The sequence below is a fragment of the Corynebacterium sp. HMSC074C01 genome, assembly GCF_001814605.1.
In the GTDB taxonomy this organism is placed as follows: Bacteria; Actinomycetota; Actinomycetes; order Mycobacteriales; family Mycobacteriaceae; genus Corynebacterium.
The window spans coordinates 37,012-57,249 of record NZ_KV817296.1 but is presented as its reverse complement, the minus strand read 5'-3'; the positions used below and the strand labels follow the sequence as shown (position 1 = coordinate 57,249).

Sequence of the window (20,238 nt, the reverse complement as noted above, 5' to 3'; positions counted from 1 at the left end):
GACCAGATCATCAACGGCGACGGGGACGAAATAGAGCTCAACCTCACCAACGGCGCGCACATGACCGGCAAAGAATTTCTTACCCACAAGTTTGCCGAAATCGGCTACGCCACCCTCGTCCACCCCCTCGACGGGCCCATCAACACCTGGCGACTAGAACGTAGAGCAAACCTCAACCAACGCCTCACCCTCCACGCCGAATCCCACACGTGTTCCAGGCCCGGGTGCAATAAACCAGCAGACTACTGCCAGGTGCATCATTTGGTGCCGTGGCAGGCGGGAGGCTACACCAACATCAAGAATCTGACGTTCTTGTGCGCCTACCACAACGGGATCAATGATGATGACCCACAAAGGCCTACTGGCCGCGGCTACATGTACCGACTCAACACCGGAGTCAGCTTCATCCCACCCTGGGGAGCACCAATCACCGCAATGCCGGAATACCAAGAAGCACTAACCAGACTCAACACCGAGAAAACAATCACAAAGACACAGGTCACAGCGCCAGCCCAAGGCTCACCGGGTCAAACCCCAGACAAACCGCCAACCCAACCACCAGACCCACCACCCGACAGCAGCTAACCCCCGCCGCCACCCAGCACAGAACAAGCAGAAAGGAAAACGGCTCACCACCCGCGACAACACCGCCACCCGCCATCCGAAGGAAGGTTCGCGGGCATATCGGCGATCCTTCAGTTCAACACCACCCACAAACCACAACAAGGTACGCGGGAACTCGGCGATCCCTGACCACGGGTAATGTGCCACAAAATGCAGTGGGAGTACCGGAACTCTTAAGCTCTTAAAGAACGAGACCCGCCAACCGAGGCCAGACTGACGGGGAACTCGGCGATCCTAGGGACAGCACACCCAACGATTGGAAGATGGTTGACGCGGATATCGGTAAACGCCTCCACTGACCCCATGCTGTGGGTGCACCCACAGCCCCTTTAAGGGACAAGACGCGCTGTTCCGCTTGTTATCGTGTTTGTAACTGCAGGAAACACTCTTACCCAAGAAAGGGCTATTCGTGACCAACCCAGTAAGTGCGTGGAAGATTGTCACCGCTATTGCAGTCGTGGGCGGTTTCCTCCTGCTCATCCCGTACTTGGGTTTAAGCCGCCACTACAACGCCCAAGAGCTCGCCATGCTGATCGAAGGTGCCAACGCCAACGGCCAGAACTACTCGGTGACAATCCACAACCAGCTCACCGGCAGCTACTCATTCAATGCCGAATAAGCATCGTACGGCGAGCCGAGTAGCTTTCGGCCCCTGTCATCCTCAGACGTAGTTCAGGCGGCATCGTGCTAATCGCCCCAAGATCCAGCTGGGGCGGGGGGTGAACCTGCGCCAGTGCGTAGGCGTGGGGCCTGCGCCAGCAGTGCACAGTGCCCCCTTAGTGTCGGCCGTGGCCGCGCTAATGGTTCTGCAGGCCCGGTGCCATGCTTGGCGACGGTCCCCCTATTCAGCGTCGGTGGACAGCGCCGCGACGAAGGCCTCCTGCGGCACCGAAACGGAGCCGATGGACTTCATGCGCTTCTTACCGGCCTTCTGCTTCTCCAGCAGCTTCCGCTTACGCGAAATATCGCCGCCATAGCACTTGGCCAGCACGTCCTTGCGCATCGCGCGGATGTTCTCACGCGCGATGATCTTCGAACCAATCGCCGCCTGAACGGGCACCTCGAATTGCTGACGTGGGATGAGCTCCTTGAGCTTCTTCGTCATCTTATTGCCATACCACTGCGCGGAATCGCGGTGCACAATCGCAGAGAAGGCATCCACCGGATCACCGTTGAGCAGGATATCCACCTTCACCAGGTCCGCCAGCTGCTCGCCGGCCTCCTCGTAGTTGAGGGAAGCATAGCCCTTGGTGCGGGACTTCAACATGTCGAAGAAGTCGAAGATGATTTCGCCCAGCGGCATGGTGTAGCGCAACTCCACGCGGTCCTCAGACAGGTAGTCCATGCCTCCCATCTGACCGCGCTTGGACTGGCACAGCTCCATCGTCGAGCCCACGAACTCCTCAGGCACGATGATGGTCATCTTCACAATCGGCTCGTAGACCTCACGGAGCTTGCCGCCAGGCCAGTCCGACGGATTGTGCACCATCGACTCCTCGCCGTCCTCCGCCACCACGCGGTAAGTCACCGAAGGTGCTGTCGAAATCAGGTCCAAGCCGAACTCGCGCTCCAGACGGTCGCGCGTGATCTCCATGTGCAGCAGGCCCAAGAAGCCACAACGGAAGCCGAAGCCCAGGGCTACGGAGGTCTCGGGCTCGAAGGTGAGGGAGGCATCGTTAAGCTGCAGCTTCTCCAGCGCGTCACGCAGGTCCGGGAAGTCCGCCTGGGAGATTGGGAACAGGCCGGAGTACACCATCGGGTTCGGGTCAGCGTAGCCCTTAAGCGGCTCGCTCGCGCCATTCGACGCCCATGTAATCGTGTCACCCACCTTGGTCTCGCGCACGTTCTTCACGCCGGTAATGAGGTAGCCCACCTCGCCCGGGCCCAGGCCCTTACACTTCTGCATCGTGGGGCTGACGATGCCCACCTCCAGCAGCTCGTGGTTCGTCCCCGTAGCCATCATGGTGACCTTCTGCCGCGGGGTCAGCTTGCCATCCATCATGCGGATATAGGTCACCACGCCGCGATAGGTGTCATACACGGAGTCGAAGACCATCGCGCGGGCCGGGGCATCATCGCCAAACTCGGAGGACGGCGCCGGGATGAGCTCCGCCACCTTATCCAGAAGCTCAGGCACACCTTCGCCGGTCTTGCCAGAGACGCGCAGCACCTCCTCCGGCTCGCAACCGATGATATGGGCAATCTCCAGGGCATACTTCTCCGGGTCAGCCGCGGGAAGGTCGATCTTGTTGAGAACCGGGATGATCTCCAGATCATTCTCCATAGCCAGGTAGAGGTTGGCCAGGGTTTGGGCCTCGATGCCTTGGGCGGCGTCGACAAGCAGGATGGCTCCCTCACAGGCTTCGAGCGCGCGCGAAACCTCATAGGTGAAGTCCACGTGGCCGGGAGTGTCGATCATCTGCATGACGATCTCCTGGCCTTCGAACTCACCGGAGCGAGGAATCCAGGGCAGGCGCACGTTCTGCGCCTTAATGGTGATGCCGCGCTCACGCTCGATATCCATGTTGTCGAGGTATTGGTCGCGCATGTCGCGCTCCTCCACCACCTGCGACAACTGCAGGATGCGATCAGCCAGCGTCGACTTGCCGTGGTCGATGTGGGCGATAATGCAAAAGTTTCGGATCTTGGACGGATCCGTAAACGTAGTGGCCGCGAAGTTTGTAGACATGTGTTTAGAATAGACGACATGTCTAGGTTGGCACGCATTCTCGGTATCGGAGGCCCCGAGCCTGTCGACGTCGGTCTCGAGCGCATCACCGAAGGCCTAGGGCTAAACCAGAATGATTCCGTGACGGAGCCCCGCAAAGCCGCCGACATTCGCGTCGAGTGTGCCGACGCCCACCCGCGCAGCGTTTTCTTCACCCCCGACATGGACGGGCAGGCGGACTCCGGGGAGGTCGTGTGGGTATGGGCGCCCTCGGATGGCAAGCAGTCCCCGCCGCGTGAGCGCGCCGTGCTGATTGTTTCGCGCACGCGCACCACCGTGCTGGGCCTGCTTATCTCCTCCAACCCGGGCCACGCGAACAAGGAAGAATGGCTCGATATCGGCACCGGCGAATGGGATGAATCTGGCCGGCAGTGCTGGGTGCGGATGGACCGCGTGCTGGAAATCTCCGAGGAACAATGCCGCCGACAGGGCACGCTCTTCCCAGAGCGGCGCTTCGAGCGCATTGCCAACCGCCTGCGCTCCCGCTATCACTGGGCGTGATTTGGGAATTAAGCCCACGCCCTGCTAAATTTTTTGGGATGCCGGGGCACGCTGGCGGTCAGGACCTTGGGTCCGCCTTCCTCGGTAAAGAATTCCTACGACTCTAAGAGGTATATCGATGGCAAACATCAAGTCCAAGCAGAAGCGCATCCTGACCAACGAGAAGTCTCGTCAGCGCAACAAGTCCGTACGCTCCGCCGTGCGTACCGAGATCCGCAAGTTCCGCGAGGCCGTCGCCGCTGGCGACAAGGCTGCCGCTGAGAAGCAGCTGCGCGTTGCTTCCCGCGCACTGGACAAGTCCGTGTCCAAGGGCGTCTTCCACCGCAACACCGCGGCTAACAAGAAGTCCGGCATGGCCACCGCCTTCAACAAGATGGCCTAAATGAAACCGCTCCTGAAGTGGGTGGGGGGAAAGCGCCAACTGCTGCCCGTTATCCACTCCGTGCTGCCCGAGAGCTTCGACACTTATGTCGAGCCTTTCTTGGGCGGCGGAGCGGTTCTTTTTTCTTTGGCGCCCGAACGCGCCCGGGTCAATGACCTGAACACCGAGCTCATCACCGTCTACGAGGTGGTCCGCGATAACGTGGACGAGCTCATCGCCCTGTTAAAGGGCTATCCGAATGATTCGGATTTCTTCTACGAGATGCGCGCCCGCGACCGCGAGCCGGGTTTTGCGCACTTGAGCCCCGTCGAACGGGCTGCCCGCACGATTTATCTGAATAAGACCTGCTACAACGGGCTTTATCGGGTGAATAACGCCGGCCAGTTCAATGCCCCATTTGGCCGCTATGCCAACCCGAAGATTTGTGATGAACCCAATCTGCGCGCGGTTTCGGAGTATTTGTCCACCCACGACGTGACGTTTTATAACGGCGACTATGCGGCGGTGGAGGCCAACGAGGGGGATTTCGTTTACTTCGACCCGCCTTATGATCCTGTCAACCCCACGAGTAATTTCACCGGCTACCAGTCGGGTGGTTTTGGGCGCGCGGACCAGATTCGGTTGAAGGAAACCTGCGACGACCTCAACGCCCGCGGGGTGAAGTTCCTGCTATCGAATTCGGCGACGGACTTCATCAAGGAGCTGTACGCGGACTACCTCATCGAGATCGTGGGGGCTACGCGCGCGGTGAATTCCGTGGCGTCGAAGCGCGGCAAGGTCGATGAGGTGCTCGTGCGCAATTATGCTTAACGACGCCGCCTGGGACCGTGTCTATCCCCACCTCGCCGCCGACATCGCGGCTCAGGGCTTTGCGGTGTTGCCCGCCGCGAAGCTCAAGGAGCTCTCCGGCCGCGAGCCGCGGTTGATGGCTAAGCATGATTTTTCCGCCGCGCGCCCCGAGGTCTTTCGCCAGCACGGGTTGTCCATGCTGCCGATTCGCCGCGATGCCTACCTGATTGGCCGCTTTGACCTGTACCAGCCTTTCCCGGAGCAGGCTGGGCCGTTGAAGTCGATGCCGGTTCCGCGACACATCCAATCCATTGACTTCGAGAACCTGACCTCGGAGGCAGCGGCACTCACCGCGGCGAGCTTAAGCGGGATGCTCGATGATTTCCTGGGCGGTGAGCTGGTGCCGACGGTCAGCGGACGCATGTCGACGCTCACGCTGCCCATGCGTATCGGCGGGCGCGACGTGGTGGTGGACCGCGCCCAGATGGAGATCGATGCTGGCTTCGAATCCGCCGAGCACCTCGTGCTCGTAGAGGCGAAGAATCACCTCTCCCCCGACTTCAACATCCGCCAGCTCTACTTCCCTTTCCGCCGCTTCTCGCTGGCTCTGGACAAAGAGGTGGTGCCGGTGTACCTGGTGTATTCCAACGGCATCTTCCACTTCTACCGCTACGTGTTTAGGCAACCGGAGGACTTCCGCAGCATCGAGCTGGTCAGCGCGGCGCGCTATGTTTTGGGCGAGTCTGGCGTGACTGAGGCGACGGTGCGCGCGGTGCTGGCGCGCACACAGGTCGAGGGCACGCGCGTTCCTTTCCCCCAGGCGGATTCCTTTGCGCGGGTCATCAGCTTACTGGAGAACCCAGTGGCCAAAGCGGAGATGCCCGAGAAATTCGGATTTACCCCGCGCCAGGCTGATTACTACACCAACGCCGCCCTCTACTTGGGCCTGACGAAGCTCAGCGGCACGCGCGATGAACGCAACCTCACCCTCATCGAGGCGCTGGCTTCCCGACCGGTGCTCCGGGACATGGTGCAACACGTCGTGACTAGCCGCCGAGCGGTGAATAAAGAAGAGGCGATGGTCTTCATGCGCGCGGCCAACCTGGGTCTCAATGACACGACCCTGCGCCGCCGTTCCGGCACGGTCGCGGCGTGGTCGCAGTGGCTGGCGGAGCTCCTCGCACAGGCTTAGGTGGCTTGAATGCCGGCCCACGCCAAGGCGCAGCCAGCCACCACGAAGAAAACGCCGGAGGCGATATCAATCCACGGGCCCACGGCCAGGAGGCGGCGGCGAATCGCGCGAGTGGAAATCACCGTCGAGAGGAAGACGAAGAGCAGGTAGCTCGACAGCGACAGGCTCAGCACCAGTGCCACAGAAATCCACACCGGCGGATGCGGCGGCAGCAGCGGGGCGACCATGGCGGCGAGGAAGAGCACGATCTTGGGGTTGGACAGGTTGGTGGCCAACCCCGTGCGGAAGACCTTGCCCACCGAGCCCAAGCGCGCGGCGGCCTCCTCCTCATCCACCGGCGGCTGCTTACGCAGCTCCAACCCGGAGCGAATGGAGAGCACGCCCATGAACACCAGGAAACAGCCACCGATCACCTGAATCAGCGAGAGGACGCCAGGGAAGGCGGTGAGCAGGGCGGCCGCGCCGAACACGGTCAACGTGCACCAAAACAGCACGCCCACCTGGATGCCCGTCGCCGCAGCAATGGCGTGGCGGCGCGAGCGCGTGGCATAGCGCGTCACCAAGACGATGTCGGGGCCGGGCGCTGCCGCACCGACGAGGTTCATCAGGAGAATGGCCGCGAACGCGGACCAGCTCATGACAGGCGCTCGAGAAGGTCCTCGCGTCCAAACATGCGGGCCGAGTCGAGGGCATTAGGCTGGCCGGCGGAGGGGTCGGCGCCGGCGTCGAGAAGGGCGTCGATCACCGCGTCTTCCTTCTTAAAAACCGCCCCAGCCAAGGGCGACTGGCCGCGATCGTTGAGGAGGTTGACGTCGGCCCCCGCCGCAGCGAGCTGGCGCACCAGCTCCGCGTGGCCGTGGTAGGCGGCGAGCATGATGAAGGACTGCCCGTCCTGGTTCACCATGTCCACGTTGACGCCCTGCTGGATGTACTCGAGCAGCGTGGCATCGCCGTTGCGGGCAAAATCAAAAAGCTTGGTGGCAAAGTTCTGGATATCATCCATGGAGGGTTAGTCTAGCGCGCCAGCTCCGCCACCCGTTTAACGGCCGCCTCGATGGCGAAGGACTCGTCGCCCCCCTGCCCCTTGACCGCGGCATCCAGCTCCGCCATGAGGATGACGGCCTTGGTGATATTCTCCCCCGACCAGCGCCGCGCCACGGGCTGCGTGAGCTTTACCGCATAGGGCGCCATGCCGGTCTGGGAGGCCAGCGAGTACTGGTCACCGCGCGCGGAGTAGAGCCGCGCGATATTGCCCACCTTGTTAGCCAATGCCGAGGCGATGGCCACCGGGCTCGCCCCCAACTGCAGCGCTCGGCGGCACGTGGAAACCGCCGCCTCCACGCGGCCAGCCACAGCAGCATCTGCGATATCCCAGTTGGCCACCTCGGCCACGCCCACGTAGTACGCGTGCACCGCCTCACGGGTCACCTTGCCGCCTGTGTCGAAGACCAGCTGCGAGATGGCGGAGGCCAGTTCGCGGAGGTCGGAGCCAACACCGTCGAGAAGCGCCTGCACCACATCCGGTGTAGGCCGCACCCCGTGCGAGGCGAACTCACGGGTAGCCCACTGCGCGAGCTCGTTCGGGTATAGCGAAAAGACCTCATGCACCTCGGCCGTCTTGCGCAGCGCCGCGATGAGCTCCGGCGGCTTCTTCTTTTTCTTCAGCGTCTTCGCCGTCACCGAGTACATCAGGATGAGCGTGATGCCGGGCATGGGGTTGGCGCAGGCGTCGAGAAGGATCTTGGTTACCTCTTTGCCGGCCCTCTCCACGTCACTGATGACGATGACGCGGTCTTCCCCGAACAACGAAGGGCTCGTCGCTTCCAGGATTTCGCCTTCGCTCACCTCGGAGGCCTTGAGCTTGGTTACCTCGCCGTGTTGGATACTCAGGCGGGCGCGCTCGGCCAGGAATTCATCATCGCCGAGGATGAGGTGCACGGGGGCTGAAGACATGCCTGTCATCTTAGCAACGCCGCAATGACCCACCCGCCAAGCAGGAGCATCGCAATGGGCCCCGCCGCCACGGTGGTCACCGGCATGGCCGCGGCGACGAAGTGGATCCAGTCCGCCAGCGGTTCAATGAGGATAACCAGCGGCCTGCCCAGCCCCACTTGTGCAAGCGCGGCGGCGATGAGCCCCACGACGGTGATGACCGGCACGACGGGCGCCACCAGCACGTTGGCGATGACAGAGACCACCGAGACACGCCCGGTCATCAACGCGATGAGCGGCATGGTCACGATATCCGCGGCAATGGCCACGGCGAAGGCACGCGCAACGATGCCAGTCCCCAGCACCCGCAGCAACAGGGGGCTAAGCACCACGATGCCGGCGGTGGCCGCCACGGAGAGCGCGAAGCCGAAGCTGACGGCTAGGTCGCTATCCGCCGCCAGCAGGAAGAGCACCCCGAGGGACAACGCGTGCAGCGGCTCCATCCTCGAAGAGTTCAGCACCGCCACCAGCCCCGCCAGCCCGGCGACGGTGGCGCGTTGGACGGAGGGCTCCCACCCCACCAGCGCTACGAATAACGCCAACGCGCTTGCCGACGCCCCCACCCGCACCCGCTGCCCCGACACCACCAACGCGGCTGCAGTGCACACGATGGCCACGTTGGAGCCGGACACAGCACTCAAGTGCGAGAGCCCAGTGTCGATGTAGAGCTGCTGATCCTCGGGGCTTTGCAGGCTAGTATCGCCCAGCACCATGCCGGGGATCAGCCCGTTATCGCACACGGCGCGGAAGTTTTCCGCCACCGCGGCGGTCCAGCTGTGGGCGTGCGCGGTGAGCTCGCCGCTAAAGACAGTTGTGCCTACCCCGACCTGCTCCGAGGGGCCGGGGTGGCCGTGCACCGTCACCAGCGAGCCACCGAAGGCCTCCGGTTTTTCTTTGAGGAAGACCGGCAGCTGCGCCGGGTAGCCCGGCACGCGCAGGCGCACCATCCACCCGGATGCCGTCTGCAGAGGATCTGCGGCAAGCCTTCCCGTCACCTCCGTACCAAAGTGAAAGCCCGCTGCACGCACCGAGCGCACAAAAGCCAGGGTGGCAAAGATGACTCCGCTCGCCGCGCACAGGATGCCCTGGCCGCGCCACTGACCGCGCGCGAAAGCGAAGAGCACGAGCCCGCACAACAGCCACGGATGCCCGAAAAGCACGGCGAGCGTGGCCAACCACGCCACCACCGCGGCGGGCACGAGCCGCAGTTCCCTCACGGACGGACCTTATCCTTCAGCTGCGCAAACTTCGCCGGACCAATACCGGAGACGTCCATGAGCTGCTCCACGGTGGTGAAGCTGCCGACCTCCTCGCGGTGCGCAATAATCGCCGCAGCCGTGGCCGGCCCTATGCCGGGCAGCTCCGTCAACTCCTCCTCGCTGGCAGAGTTGAGGGACACCAGCCCCTCCCCCGCGGTTTCTGGGGCGTTGGGTGGGCCGCCGACGGTGATCTGCTCGCCGTCGTTAAGCTTCTGCGCCAGGTTGAGGTTATCGGTGGGCACGCGCGGGCGCGCCACCTCGAGGGCGTCGTTGATGCGCGCGCCCGGCGCCAAGGTCACCAGCCCGGGCTGCTCTACCTCACCTACGACCGAGACCACGATATCGGCCGCTACCTCGCTGCTCGGCGCGGCCACCTCATAGGGGTTCTCCGCGCTACGGCTCATCCCCAGCCAGGCCAGGAGCGCGACGCCGGCCACGCCCGCCGCGACAAGCGCCAGCCAGGGTGGCACGCGCACGCGCGGGAAATCGACGTTGAGCAGTTCTTCTTCGCCTGTCGGGCGGGTGAGGTCACGGAGGCGATCAGCAATGGCATTCATGCCCGCGACGCTACGTAAGCGCCTTCACCCCCGTCGAGGGCTCAAGCCGCAGCCTGTGGATAACTTGTTGAAGGCATCAACAACGTCAGCTAAAGACCGCGGAGACGCCGATGGCTCCGGGGCCGACGTGGACGGAGAGGACGTCGGTAAGCGGCACCAGCATGAAAGAGGAATCCGGCAGCGCCAAGCGCAGCAGGTCCTCCAGCCGGCGGGCCGAGACCTTATCCTCGTTGTACTGCACCGCAATGAACGCCGGATTGCCCTCCGCACGGGAGGCCACCAGGTCCACGAGCTTGGTAAAGGCCTTGGTTTGGGTGCGGGTCTTGCCCACCATCTCCAGCTTGCCGCCTTGGATAGCCATGATGGGTTTGGTGGCCAGCAGGGCGGTGGACAGCATCGCCGTGGCCGCAGACATGCGCCCGGAACGGCGAAGCTCCTCCGTTGAGTTGAGATAGACCCAGGTGTGCCCGCGCTCAAGGGTGTTGATGGCTGCGGCATAGCATTCGTCGAGTGAGGCGCCTTCCTGGGCAAGCTTGGCCGCCGCCATGGCGGCCGCGCCCATCGCCATGCCGGCGGTGCCAGAATCGATAACACGCACGGTGTCCGGGAAAACGCCAGAGGCAGTCACCGCCGCTGACCACGTCGAGGACAGCTCCTTCGACAGGTGGATGGCCAGCACCCCATCATCGCCGGAGCGCTCCATCTGACGGCCATACAACGCAGCCAGCTCGAGGGCAGTCAGACCCGAGGTGGACAGCTCCGCGCCGTCCTTGCCGTGGCTTTCCATGACGTGCAGATCGACAACACAAATGTCGAGCTCCTCGACGATATCCGCCGGCAAGCCCGCGGCAGAATCGGTGACGACGCGAATCACTAGACGTCCGCCCCTGCACCACCAACGACAGCGCCACCCATGTTCCAGCCGTCGAAGTACCACTGGGCACGGCTGACGTTCTCCGGGGTGAATTCCAGCGGGGAGAGCGGACGAGCGGCGTCGAACTCGGGCCGCGCGGTCAGCTGCGACCAATGGGTGTTTTTCAGACCGGACAGGATCCCGTACTGGTGGTGCTCAAGGCCCAAAAGATGGCAGGTCAGCGCGGAGATAGCGCCGCCGTGCGCGACGACGAGCACCGCTCCCTCGTCCCACTGCGGGTGCCTCTGCATGAGCTCATCAATAACGGGGCGCGCGCGGTTAGCCACGTCGACACGGCTTTCGCCCTGCGGCGGGGCCCAGGTGGGGTCGTGGCGCCACAGCGCACGCGCCCCGGGAAACTGCTCATCTACTTCAGCGGAGGTCATCCCCTGCCACTCACCGAGGTGGGTTTCGCGCAGGCGCTTATCGACGGACACCTCAAGCCCCAAGCGCCGAGCAATAATCTCGGCGGTATCGCGGGCACGGATGAGATCCGAGGAGACGATCGCGGTGATGTCTTTGCCCTCCAGCAGGTCGGCGGCGGCACGGGCCTGAGAGTGGCCAGCTTCCGAAAGCTCGGTGTCCAAGTGCCCCTGCATCCGGCCGGTGGCGTTGTAGGTGGTCTGGCCGTGGCGGATGAGGAGGAGGCGGCGGGTCATAATTCGTCGTCTTCCGGCTCTGGCTGGGCCAGGGGAATCTCATCGATCGAGTCCACGTCGCGCGGGTTGACTTCATTAGACCACTCGCCGGGGCGTTCCGGGGTGTCCACGCCGGGGATGTCGAGAAGCGGGCAGTCGTGGTACAGGCGGTCCAGACCGTAGAACTCGCGCTGATCATTGCGCTGAACGTGGACCACGATGGGGCCATAGTCCAGCAGGACCCACCGGTTCTCGCGATTGCCTTCGCGGCGCTTGGGTTCAAAGCCCTTCTTGGTCAGCTCGTCTTCGACTTCCTCCACGATGGACCCCACCTGGCGCTCGGTATCAGCGGAGGCCAAGACGAAGACCTCGGTAATCGCCAGCACGTCGGAAACGTCAATAGCGGCGATGTTGGTGGCCAGCTTTTCATCCGCAGCCAAGGCGGCGGTTTCCGCCATCTGGCGTGCTTCATCAGTAATCGACATGACAATCCCTACACAAGTACGTTTTCTTAAGATCTCTAGTGTTACACGACAAGGCTCATTTTCCTAGTCGAATTCCCCGAGAATGCGCGGAGGCTACAGGGGCTTTTCCGGGTGGGGGCTATAGAGGTGGTTCTTGGCAATGTATTGCACCACCCCATCCGGAACGAGGTACCACACCGGCTGGCCCTGCTGGGCGCGGGCGCGGCAATCGGTGGAGGAAATGGCCATGGCGGGGATCTCAATCAGCTCGATATCATCCTGGGAATCCTGCGGCAGCATGTCCTTGCGCAGGTCATAGCCGGGACGGGTCACACCGACGAAGTGGGCCATCTCCAGCATCTCCTCCCAGTTGCGCCAGCTCATGATGGAGGCCACCGAATCCGCGCCGGTGATGAAGTAAAGCTCGGCGTCCGGGAAAATTCCGCGCAAATCACGCAACGTATCGATGGTGTAGGTGGGCCCCTCGCGGTCAATGTCCACACGCGAGACGGTAAAGCGCGGATTCGACGCCGTGGCCACCATGGTCATCAGGTAGCGGTGCTCGGCGGCGGTGACCTGCTTATCGGCTTTTTGCCAGGGCTGACCGGTGGGGACGAAGACCACCGTGTCGAGGCGGAAGCGGTGAGCTACCTCGCTGGCGGCGACGAGGTGACCATTATGGATGGGGTCGAAGGTGCCACCCATGATGCCAATGCGTTGTGGACTAGTCATGGCTGGTGAGTATACCGGCCACTGCGTCAATGACCTGCACGTCCTGCTCGGAAGACTCCCCCAAGAAATAGGAGGCGTGACGCTCCGCCTTGGTGGCTAGAGCGCGGTTGGCGGCGCCGAGGGAAAAATCGCATACGAAATCACCGTCGAGGCAGTAATCGACAGAGCGGTTCCCAGGGAGCCCGGCGCGGTTTTTAGCCCACGGGACCTGGTGAAGCGGGTTACCGAAGGTGAGCATGGCGTGCAGGCGCCCGGTCTCGGCCAAATAGCCCTCCACGCTCGTTGCGACGAGCGCTCCCTGCGAGTAGCCGGCGGCTACCCACCTCGGGTGGCAACCGGTGGTGGTCTCATAGTTGTCCACCACCTTCGGTGCGTTGCGGGCACCGGTACGCAAACTATCGATGGCCCCGAACGTGACCGAATATGCCATTTCCCCGAGGGAGTGCTGCTGGAGAATCCCGAATGCCCGCTGCATCAGCTGAAGTGGGCTTAAGTCCTCGCCCTCCTGCGCCAAAGGCGGCAGGTTCATGGCGGCCGGATAGGCCTCCGAATCCAGCGCCAGCACGTACACGCCTTCCATAGCGCCCGGATGACGCTGCTCTACCTTGTGGAACAGGGCAGCAAAGTTGCGCCCTTCAAAGCCCGTAGACTCTGGTGCGCGCTCGGAGTAGCGCTGCGGGCCCACGTACTCGCCTTGCTCCTCGTTCTGGTCCGAACCGCGTGCGACGAGCACCACGGTCTCGGGGCAGGCTTCAACGCCGCTCGCCGACGCCACCGGCGCGCTGAGAAGGGACGCCGCCGTGCCAAAGGCGGCAGCTACACAGGAAACACGAAAAGAAAGAGACTTCATTCTTTCTGTTTAGCGGAAACGGACGCCATCTACCATGCGGCCGATGGAATCGTAGACCTGATTATCCCACTGGTGGTTGGTGAAGAAGTACTGGCTATGGGAGCCGCCGGTGGGCTTAGCGGCGTAGAGGGTCTGGGCGGAGAGGTCGCACACTGCGTCGAGCGGCAGGCAGTAGTCTACGCGGCTGACGTTGGCGCGCATCTGTGGGAAGTAGCCCATCGGGCCACCCGCGCCCTGGGTTGCGCCGACGACGGCCGGGTCCCCTGCGCGGGTCAGCGGGTTGCCAAAGGTCACGACGCCTGCGAGCTGACCGCGGTGGGCCAGTTCCACCTCGTGGTTGGACAGGATCATGGCGCCCTGGGAGTAGCCAGACAGGATGTATTGCGGGTGGCAACCGGTGGCGGCTTCATAGCTGTTGATCGCGCTGGTCGCGCCACGATTGCCGGTCTGCACGGAGTACATGAACTGGTTGATGGCGGAGACCGCGGTGTTGATGACCGGGTTGGCGTACTGCGTGGCCAGGCGCACGAGGTCAGCCGCGGTGTTCGGAACCGACTCGTTCGGAACAGAGTATTCCGGGTAGGTCGCCGGGTAGTATTGCGGCTCCAGCCCCAACACGTAGACGTCCTTCATCAGCGAGTTGCCACCGTGTGTGGCCTGATAGCGTGCTTCAGCACCCTGAAGCATGGCGCGGATGGATTCTCCTTCCCACCCGTTGGAGGCTCGGCCACCCTGGTTGGAGTACTGCGTGGGGTAGATCTGGCCGTTCTGGCCGGAACCGCGCGCGGCGACGACGACCACAGCGGGGCACTGTTCGTCGGCATGCGCGGCGGGGGCGGAAATGGTGTGGGGGACGATGAGGGCGGCTGCGGCCACGACGGCGGCGGCGACGGAGGAAGCAATGCGGGACAGCATGAGAGGAAGGCACCAATCAGTTCTTTGTTATTACCGCGCTTTAGAGTACCCAGTCCTGTCCCGCCGCGCAGCACGAACCCCACACAAGGCGAACAATCTACTCGAAAAGTTTTCGAGTAGGATGTTTTGCGCAGGTCAGGCTCGAAAAATTCCTTTCGAGTAGCTTTCGAGTAGCCTCCAGCGGCGCGTCTGGCCAGTGCATTAGAGCACCCACTTGGTAGACGTCACCTGATTTAGGCCAATGTAGCGTGTAACAATCCCACCCCACCACCGAAAACCACCAGGTAACAGTGTCAAGAGTCACGTTGCCCACCCATCCAAGACTTAAGTCAGGTCACAACGACCGTTTCCGTAAAACACTGCACGTATCTTCGCGAAATGAATTACCTTCTTTGCTCCCCTCGCAACGCGCAACGTCTGCATGCCTCCATCGACATGCTGGAGACATCTGACAAAAGGCGTCTGGCAAAAGGCATCTGCCATAAGGCGTTTTCACGGCTAAAAACGCCTTTTACTCATTGCAGATGGCGTTTTTGGACCCAAAGATGCCTTCTGCCAGATGCCTTTTGCGAGACGCCCTCCTGACTGAGGGCAATGTAGTGCGGAACAATCCCACCCCACCGCCGAACAGCACCAAGTAGTAGTATCAAGAATGACGTTGCTCACCCACCTATGTCCTAAGTCGGGTTAGAGGACCCAGTGCTCCCCCGGCGTGCAGCACGAACCTCGCGCAAGGCAAACAATCTACTCGAAAAGTTTTCGAGTAGATTGTTTTGCGCAGGTCAACCTCGAAAAATTCTTTTCGAGTAGCTTTCGAGTAGCTTTTCTAGCTGCCTCTAAGGGCGGGTCTGGCCGGTGCCCTGCAGCACCCACTTGGTGGACGTTAGCTCCGGCAGCGCCATCGGGCCGCGCGCGTGCAGCTTCTGGGTGGAGATGCCGATTTCAGCGCCCATGCCGTAGACCTCACCGTCGGTAAACGCGGTGGAGGCGTTGAGCATGACCGCTGCGGCATCCACCTCGTTAGCAAAGGTCAGCAGCACGTCAGCATCTTGGGCGGCAATGGCTTCGGTGTGGCCGGTGGTGTACTCGGCAATGTGCGCGATGGCGCCGTTGACACCATCGACCACCTTGGCGCAGATATCCATGGAGAGGAATTCTTCGCACCACTCCTCGTCGGTTGCCTCCACGGCGTCCTTGACACCGAAGGCCTCAAGCTCCTTCACATCGCCGTGGATGGTAACCCCTGCCTCCTGAAGGGAGGTGATGATGCGGAGCTTGGAGGCGTCGTCCAGCGCGGCGTCGATCAGAACGCCCTCCGTGGCATTGCACACCGAAGTGCGGCGGGTCTTGCCATTGATGACCATGTCGATGGCCTTGTCCAGGTCGGCGGAGGCATCAACATAGAAGTGGCAGTTGCCGGTACCGGTCTCGATGGCGGGGACGGTGGCGTTTTCCACGACGGCGTTGATAAGGCGCGCGCCGCCACGCGGGATGACCAGGTCCACCAGGCCGCGGGCGGTGATGAGGTCCTGCACAGAATCGTGGGTCTCACAGGGCAGAAGCTGCACGCCTTCGCGCGGCAGATCGAACTCCACGAGGGTGTCCTGGAGGAGCTCCACGAGCTTGGCGTTGGAGTTCTTCGCGGACTTGGAACCGCGCAGCAGCGGCACGTTGCCGGACTTGAGGGCCAAGCCGAAGGCATCGACGGTGACGTTCGGACGGGCCTCGTAGACCATGCCCATTACACCGAGTGGCACACGAACCTGCTTCATCTGAATGCCGTTATCCATGGTGCGGCCCTGCAGGATCTCCCCCACCGGGTCCTGGAGGGAAGCTACCTGGCGCAGGCCGCCGGCAATGCCTTCGATGCGGTCGGCGTCCAGCGACAGGCGGTCGATGAGGGACTCGGACATACCGTTGGCGCGGCCGGCCTCGATATCAAGCTGGTTAGCAGCAAGGATATCCTCAGTGTGCGCGATGAGGTTCTCGGCAGCGCGGTTGAGGATTTCATTCTTGCGCGGGGTGGGCAGCTGCGCGAACTGTGGCGCCACCGCCTTGGCGGCGCGGGCTTTGGACAGAACTTCTTCACGTTCGGTGTTGCTCATGCCATACCAGCGTACGGAAGGTCTGCCCGCTTGTCAGGGATTCTGTGCAGCTATGGGTTCTTAATGAGCGCCAGTTTTAGGCCCCAAGTTCGCGGCGGCGCTCCGCCGCGGCACGCAGGCGCTCGGCGCGCTTTTTCTTTTCCCCTTCGGAAAGCTCATCGAAGAGTTCTTCATCCGACTCGCTGAACTTCAGTACCCCGCGCGCAGCCCAGGAAGCGAAGAACGCGATGACGGGCGAGATCCAGAAATAGCTCCAGTCGAAGACAAAAAGCCCAAGGAAGAGGGCGATCATCGCCACCGACCAGATGACGGAATCCACTATCTGCACCTTGCGCCCGCGGGAGAGCATATCCTCCAGCTCCGCCTCGTGGGGGGTGGCGGGTGCCGAAGCACGTGGGGTGGAAAGCTCCGGCAGGTCCGCAAAGAGCTTTTCGACGTCTCCGCGCGTGCGCGCCGCGGCAGCCTCGCCGGTGCGCTGCTCAAATTCATCGGGACCCAACGCACCGTTGACGAAGTGCTGGCTCAGTTGCTCCAGGGCCTCAGAGCGCTCCGCATCACCAACACGGATATCGGGGTTCTCCATTAGTAGCCTGCCTTCGGGTCAACCAGAGTAGGCAGCTTGTCCCCCGCCGCGAAAGCCTTGGCCACCTTGATGGTGTGCGCGCCAATCTTCTCGCGCACGGAGCGCTGCGTATTAGCAATGTGTGGGGTGATAACCACGCGCTTATCCTGCCACAGCGGGTGGTCCTCCGGCAGCGGTTCAGGGTCGGTGACGTCGAGTGCCGCACCCGCGATTTCGCCTGCCTCCAGTGCCGCGACGAGGTCCTCCGTCTTGATGAGCGGTCCGCGGCCCACGTTGACCACGACCGCGTGATCCGGCATCTGCTTAAATGCCTCCGCGTCCACCATGTGACGGGTCTCCGGGGTCAGCGGGGCGATGAGCACGAAGTAGTCTGCTTGCGGCCAGACCTTGTCGACCTGGGAAATCGGGTAAGTCTCCTCCGCGCCCTCGACCGGGTTGCCGGAGCGGTTGACCGCAATGATGCGCGGCCCAAAACCGGAGAGCATGCTGATCAGACGCTTGCCAATGCCACCGGCGCCAATAATGGCCACCGTCTTGTCGTCGTAGAGGTAGGAAGTGTGCGCCTCCATCTCTGCATAGGAATCAAACGTGCCGTTGACGCGGCGGTGCGCATGTAGCTGCGCCAAAAGTAGCGCGATGGTGGATTCCGCCACCGTGTTGTCATAGACACCGGCCGCGTTCGACCACGGCACGCTGCTCCCCTTCATCACTTCAAGCACGTGGTCCACGCCCGCCGAAGGAATCTGCACGAAGCCAATATTCTCCGGCAGCGGGTCCGGGAAATCGCTGCCGTCGCCGGTGTAGATGAGGAAGGAGGCCTCATCTAGCGGGGCGCGCTCAAAGCCCGCGGCGTCAAGCACCTTGATGGTTTCCTCCCAGGGGTGCGGTTCGATGGCGTACTTCATGCATATCCTCCTTAACTAGTAGCCGGCGTCCGGGTCGACGCGCGTGGGCATGTCCTCGCCGCGCTCCCACGCGGCGGCGTTGGCATTGAAGATAGCACCCAGGTGGTACTGGGCCACGTGATCCGAGGCCGCCATGTGCGGCGTCAGCGTGGCGTTGGGTAGATCGTAGAGCGGGTGGCCATCCGGGAGCGGCTCCGGGTCCATGACCTCTAGGCCCGCGCCGGCAATCTCGCCGGAGCGCAGGGCCTCCACGAGATCGTCCGTGACCACGGTGCTGCCGCGGCCGACGTTGACGAATACCGCCGAAGGCTTCATGGCGCGGAACACCGCTGCGTCGAAGAAAGCTTCCGTGGCGGCCGTCGCCGGCAGGATGCTCACGACGAAATCCGCCTCAGACCAGGCCTCGTCGACGCGCTCGATGGGCAACGTCACGTCTGCTCCCTCTACCGGGCGGCCCGAGCGGTTCACCGCGGTGATGTGTACACCGAAGGGCGCGAGGTAGGCCATGAGCTGCTTGCCGATGCCTCCCGCGCCCACGATGAGCACGCGCGTTGGCCCCTGCTGCTCATAGAGCCAAGCCTGGGATTCATCGAGTTCACGCGCCACCGACCAGGACTTCGCCAGGGCGAAAGCCTTGTGGTGGTGCGCTTGGGAGAGCATGAGCCCCAGCGCAGATTCCGCCACGGGCTTAGCAAAAGCGCCGGCGGAGTTGCACCACGGCAGGCCATCCCGCCGGATGAGCCCGGCATCGATGTGCCGGTTAACCCCGGTGAAGCAGTACTGCACCCACTTGATGTTCTCGGGGATCTCCGGGGTCTGCGCCGGGTCCGAGGCGGTATTCACAAAGACCTCGGCGTCCTCCAAGCTCTCGACACGCTCGTGCCCGGCGGCGTCGATATCTGCCACGGTTGCCGCCCACACGTCGGGGCCCATGAAATAACGCATTAAATACGGGAGGCGAAGTTGGACAGGTAGTCGGCATGGACAACCGGGCGGCGCATATCCTCCGGCAGCTCATCGGTGTGCTTGCCCAGCAGGTTGTGCAGCGTGGTGGAGTCATAGCCCACCTCGCCGCGGCCGATGACCTGGCCTTTGGGGCCCATGATGTCCACGATCTCGCCGGCGTTGAACTCGCCCTTAATGTCGGTAATGCCCACGGCCAGCAGGGAGTTTCCACCGCGGACTACGGCCTCCATGGCGCCCTCGTCCAAGCGCAGGGATCCGCCGGTATCCGCGCAGTAGAGAGCCCAGAACTTCCAAGCAGACAGGCGGCGCTCCTCGCGGGTGTGGAAGACGGTGCCTACGGAGGCGTCGTCAAGCGCCTGCCCGATGTTATCGGCCGAGGTCAGCAGCACGGGAATGCCGCCGCGCGTGGCCAGGCGGGCAGCCGAGACCTTCGTGGCCATGCCGCCGGTGCCGACCTTGCCGCCATCGCCGGCAACGACCGCCTTGAGGTCCTTGCCGGTGCGCACCTCCTCCACGAACTTGGCATCGGGCTCCGCCGGGTTCTTGTCATAGAGACCGTCCACGTCGGAGAAGAGGAAGAGAGCATCCGCGCCGACCAAGTTGGCCACGAGCGCAGACAGGCGGTCGTTGTCACCGAAGTGCATCTCGGAGGTCGCGACGGTGTCGTTCTCGTTGACGATGGGCACCGTGCGCATCTGGCGCAGGCGGTCAATGGTGCGCTGGGCATTGCGTGCGCGATCGCGCTTGCCGACGTCCGACGCAGTCAGCAGCACCTGCCCAATGGTGCGGTTATAGCGAGCAAAGGACACGCCCCACTCGTAGGCGAGGTGGACCTGGCCCACCGCGGCGGCTGCCTGCTTGGTAGCCAAGTCGGTGGGGCGCGTGGTCAGGCCCAGCGGGCCCATGCCCGCAGCCACCGCACCAGAGGAGACGATAATGATGTCCGAGACACTCATGCGGGCGCACACGGCATCGACGATCTTGTCAATCTTCTCCGTCGAGGTCACGAAGTCATCGCGCGTCAGCGAGGAGGAGCCGATCTTGATGACGATGCGCTTGGCTTTGGAGATCTCCTCACGCAGGGGTGAGGAGAAGCCGCTGGATTTTTCCGACAGCGTGGTCGTTTCCGGATAGTCCATATCC

Annotated in this window: 23 protein-coding genes; 6 read left to right on the top strand and 17 right to left on the bottom strand. The window is 62.9% G+C overall.

The genetic code is table 11. The annotated features are described in order from the left end of the window. Both HMPREF2978_RS12880 and HMPREF2978_RS09360 read left to right on the top strand, forming a co-directional pair. The coding region (locus HMPREF2978_RS12880) for an HNH endonuclease signature motif containing protein (protein WP_143342283.1) at positions 1–585 on the top strand (585 nt) is incomplete at its 5' end. Positions 586–1,033: 448 nt separating this feature from the next. After that, complete coding sequence (locus HMPREF2978_RS09360; RefSeq protein ID WP_070745168.1) at positions 1,034–1,243, top strand: hypothetical protein; 210 nt, start codon at positions 1,034–1,036, stop codon at positions 1,241–1,243. A 222-nt stretch (positions 1,244–1,465) separates the two neighbouring features. On the opposite strand, the gene lepA is transcribed toward HMPREF2978_RS09360, so the two are convergent. Next, a complete protein-coding gene (lepA, locus tag HMPREF2978_RS09355; RefSeq protein WP_070745165.1) occupies positions 1,466–3,313 on the bottom strand; it encodes a translation elongation factor 4 in 1,848 nt (615 codons plus the stop codon). An 18-nt stretch (positions 3,314–3,331) separates the two neighbouring features. Between lepA and HMPREF2978_RS09350 the strand changes: the two genes are divergently transcribed. From HMPREF2978_RS09350 to HMPREF2978_RS09335, 4 genes are all read left to right on the top strand, one after another. Continuing rightward, on the top strand, positions 3,332–3,853 hold the full coding sequence (locus tag HMPREF2978_RS09350; protein ID WP_070447893.1) for a type II toxin-antitoxin system PemK/MazF family toxin: 522 nt from the start codon (positions 3,332–3,334) through the stop codon (positions 3,851–3,853). Between the two features lie 118 nt (positions 3,854–3,971). After that, complete coding sequence (rpsT, locus tag HMPREF2978_RS09345) at positions 3,972–4,235, top strand: 30S ribosomal protein S20 (RefSeq protein WP_010190855.1); 264 nt, start codon at positions 3,972–3,974, stop codon at positions 4,233–4,235. Further along, entirely contained in the window at positions 4,236–5,045 is an 810-nt protein-coding gene (locus HMPREF2978_RS09340; RefSeq protein ID WP_070525744.1) for a DNA adenine methylase, read from the top strand. After that, a complete protein-coding gene (locus tag HMPREF2978_RS09335; RefSeq protein WP_246818758.1) occupies positions 5,038–6,216 on the top strand; it encodes a type II restriction enzyme in 1,179 nt (392 codons plus the stop codon). The genes HMPREF2978_RS09340 and HMPREF2978_RS09335 overlap by 8 nt, the downstream gene beginning before the upstream one ends. Here the strand turns inward: HMPREF2978_RS09335 and HMPREF2978_RS09330 are convergent. The 16 genes from HMPREF2978_RS09330 to proB all read right to left on the bottom strand — a co-directional run bounded on the left by HMPREF2978_RS09330 (position 6,213) and on the right by proB (position 20,234). Further along, entirely contained in the window at positions 6,213–6,854 is a 642-nt protein-coding gene (locus HMPREF2978_RS09330; RefSeq protein WP_070525741.1) for a LysE family translocator, read from the bottom strand. The genes HMPREF2978_RS09335 and HMPREF2978_RS09330 overlap by 4 nt on opposite strands. Beyond that, entirely contained in the window at positions 6,851–7,219 is a 369-nt protein-coding gene (locus HMPREF2978_RS09325; protein WP_070745160.1) for an ankyrin repeat domain-containing protein, read from the bottom strand. The genes HMPREF2978_RS09330 and HMPREF2978_RS09325 overlap by 4 nt, the downstream gene beginning before the upstream one ends. Before the next feature lie 11 nt (positions 7,220–7,230). Then, complete coding sequence (holA, locus tag HMPREF2978_RS09320; RefSeq protein WP_070745158.1) at positions 7,231–8,178, bottom strand: DNA polymerase III subunit delta; 948 nt, start codon at positions 8,176–8,178, stop codon at positions 7,231–7,233. Continuing rightward, positions 8,175–9,425 carry a ComEC/Rec2 family competence protein gene (locus tag HMPREF2978_RS09315; protein ID WP_070745156.1) on the bottom strand — a complete coding sequence of 417 codons (1,251 nt, stop codon included), beginning with the start codon at positions 9,423–9,425 and terminating at the stop codon, positions 8,175–8,177. The genes holA and HMPREF2978_RS09315 overlap by 4 nt, the downstream gene beginning before the upstream one ends. After that, the gene (locus HMPREF2978_RS09310) at positions 9,422–10,024 is read right to left on the bottom strand and encodes a ComEA family DNA-binding protein (RefSeq protein ID WP_070565183.1); all 603 of its coding nucleotides are present in this window, start codon (positions 10,022–10,024) and stop codon (positions 9,422–9,424) included. Before HMPREF2978_RS09310 ends, HMPREF2978_RS09315 begins: the two co-directional genes overlap by 4 nt. An 85-nt stretch (positions 10,025–10,109) precedes the next feature. Continuing rightward, positions 10,110–10,898, bottom strand: a complete 789-nt coding sequence (locus HMPREF2978_RS09305; protein WP_010190864.1) for a DegV family protein — start codon at positions 10,896–10,898, stop codon at positions 10,110–10,112. After that, complete coding sequence (locus tag HMPREF2978_RS09300) at positions 10,898–11,596, bottom strand: histidine phosphatase family protein (RefSeq protein ID WP_070525732.1); 699 nt, start codon at positions 11,594–11,596, stop codon at positions 10,898–10,900. The genes HMPREF2978_RS09305 and HMPREF2978_RS09300 overlap by 1 nt, the downstream gene beginning before the upstream one ends. Continuing rightward, entirely contained in the window at positions 11,593–12,060 is a 468-nt protein-coding gene (gene rsfS / locus HMPREF2978_RS09295) for a ribosome silencing factor (RefSeq protein WP_070565180.1), read from the bottom strand. The genes HMPREF2978_RS09300 and rsfS overlap by 4 nt, the downstream gene beginning before the upstream one ends. Positions 12,061–12,153: 93 nt before the next feature. Beyond that, entirely contained in the window at positions 12,154–12,771 is a 618-nt protein-coding gene (nadD, locus tag HMPREF2978_RS09290; RefSeq protein ID WP_070519506.1) for a nicotinate-nucleotide adenylyltransferase, read from the bottom strand. Then, positions 12,764–13,621, bottom strand: a complete 858-nt coding sequence (locus HMPREF2978_RS09285; RefSeq protein WP_070745154.1) for a cutinase family protein — start codon at positions 13,619–13,621, stop codon at positions 12,764–12,766. The genes nadD and HMPREF2978_RS09285 overlap by 8 nt, the downstream gene beginning before the upstream one ends. Positions 13,622–13,630: 9 nt before the next feature. Then, positions 13,631–14,536, bottom strand: a complete 906-nt coding sequence (locus tag HMPREF2978_RS09280; RefSeq protein WP_070745152.1) for a cutinase family protein — start codon at positions 14,534–14,536, stop codon at positions 13,631–13,633. Positions 14,537–15,372: 836 nt separating this feature from the next. Then, complete coding sequence (locus HMPREF2978_RS09275) at positions 15,373–16,641, bottom strand: glutamate-5-semialdehyde dehydrogenase (protein WP_070525725.1); 1,269 nt, start codon at positions 16,639–16,641, stop codon at positions 15,373–15,375. 76 nt (positions 16,642–16,717) lie between these two features. After that, entirely contained in the window at positions 16,718–17,224 is a 507-nt protein-coding gene (locus tag HMPREF2978_RS09270) for a DUF1707 SHOCT-like domain-containing protein (RefSeq protein WP_070745151.1), read from the bottom strand. After that, complete coding sequence (locus HMPREF2978_RS09265) at positions 17,224–18,129, bottom strand: D-isomer specific 2-hydroxyacid dehydrogenase family protein (protein WP_070745149.1); 906 nt, start codon at positions 18,127–18,129, stop codon at positions 17,224–17,226. The genes HMPREF2978_RS09270 and HMPREF2978_RS09265 overlap by 1 nt, the downstream gene beginning before the upstream one ends. Positions 18,130–18,144: 15 nt before the next feature. Further along, positions 18,145–19,074 carry a D-isomer specific 2-hydroxyacid dehydrogenase family protein gene (locus HMPREF2978_RS09260; RefSeq protein ID WP_070745147.1) on the bottom strand — a complete coding sequence of 310 codons (930 nt, stop codon included), beginning with the start codon at positions 19,072–19,074 and terminating at the stop codon, positions 18,145–18,147. Next, positions 19,074–20,234: a glutamate 5-kinase gene (proB, locus tag HMPREF2978_RS09255; RefSeq protein ID WP_246818759.1), complete on the bottom strand. Its 1,161-nt coding sequence runs from the start codon at positions 20,232–20,234 to the stop codon at positions 19,074–19,076. Before proB ends, HMPREF2978_RS09260 begins: the two co-directional genes overlap by 1 nt. Positions 20,235–20,238: the final 4 nt, after the last annotated feature.

What these genes read in the sequence shown, in the direction of transcription:
- HMPREF2978_RS09300 (WP_070525732.1), bottom strand. Translation starts at nt 11,596, where the DNA reads ATGACCCGCCGCCTCCTCCTCATCCGCCACGGCCAGACCACCTACAAC.
- HMPREF2978_RS09280 (WP_070745152.1), bottom strand. Translation starts at nt 14,536, where the DNA reads ATGCTGTCCCGCATTGCTTCCTCCGTCGCCGCCGCCGTCGTGGCCGCA.
- proB (WP_246818759.1), bottom strand. Translation starts at nt 20,234, where the DNA reads ATGGACTATCCGGAAACGACCACGCTGTCGGAAAAATCCAGCGGCTTC.
- HMPREF2978_RS09350 (WP_070447893.1), top strand. Translation starts at nt 3,332, where the DNA reads ATGTCTAGGTTGGCACGCATTCTCGGTATCGGAGGCCCCGAGCCTGTC.
- lepA (WP_070745165.1), bottom strand. Translation starts at nt 3,313, where the DNA reads ATGTCTACAAACTTCGCGGCCACTACGTTTACGGATCCGTCCAAGATC.
- HMPREF2978_RS09285 (WP_070745154.1), bottom strand. Translation starts at nt 13,621, where the DNA reads ATGAAGTCTCTTTCTTTTCGTGTTTCCTGTGTAGCTGCCGCCTTTGGC.
- HMPREF2978_RS09265 (WP_070745149.1), bottom strand. Translation starts at nt 18,129, where the DNA reads ATGAAGTACGCCATCGAACCGCACCCCTGGGAGGAAACCATCAAGGTG.
- HMPREF2978_RS09260 (WP_070745147.1), bottom strand. Translation starts at nt 19,074, where the DNA reads ATGCGTTATTTCATGGGCCCCGACGTGTGGGCGGCAACCGTGGCAGAT.
- HMPREF2978_RS09310 (WP_070565183.1), bottom strand. Translation starts at nt 10,024, where the DNA reads ATGAATGCCATTGCTGATCGCCTCCGTGACCTCACCCGCCCGACAGGC.
- HMPREF2978_RS09335 (WP_246818758.1), top strand. Translation starts at nt 5,038, where the DNA reads ATGCTTAACGACGCCGCCTGGGACCGTGTCTATCCCCACCTCGCCGCC.
- HMPREF2978_RS09330 (WP_070525741.1), bottom strand. Translation starts at nt 6,854, where the DNA reads ATGAGCTGGTCCGCGTTCGCGGCCATTCTCCTGATGAACCTCGTCGGT.
- HMPREF2978_RS09325 (WP_070745160.1), bottom strand. Translation starts at nt 7,219, where the DNA reads ATGGATGATATCCAGAACTTTGCCACCAAGCTTTTTGATTTTGCCCGC.
- HMPREF2978_RS09275 (WP_070525725.1), bottom strand. Translation starts at nt 16,641, where the DNA reads ATGAGCAACACCGAACGTGAAGAAGTTCTGTCCAAAGCCCGCGCCGCC.
- rpsT (WP_010190855.1), top strand. Translation starts at nt 3,972, where the DNA reads ATGGCAAACATCAAGTCCAAGCAGAAGCGCATCCTGACCAACGAGAAG.
- rsfS (WP_070565180.1), bottom strand. Translation starts at nt 12,060, where the DNA reads ATGTCGATTACTGATGAAGCACGCCAGATGGCGGAAACCGCCGCCTTG.
- HMPREF2978_RS09270 (WP_070745151.1), bottom strand. Translation starts at nt 17,224, where the DNA reads ATGGAGAACCCCGATATCCGTGTTGGTGATGCGGAGCGCTCTGAGGCC.
- nadD (WP_070519506.1), bottom strand. Translation starts at nt 12,771, where the DNA reads ATGACTAGTCCACAACGCATTGGCATCATGGGTGGCACCTTCGACCCC.
- HMPREF2978_RS09340 (WP_070525744.1), top strand. Translation starts at nt 4,236, where the DNA reads ATGAAACCGCTCCTGAAGTGGGTGGGGGGAAAGCGCCAACTGCTGCCC.
- holA (WP_070745158.1), bottom strand. Translation starts at nt 8,178, where the DNA reads ATGACAGGCATGTCTTCAGCCCCCGTGCACCTCATCCTCGGCGATGAT.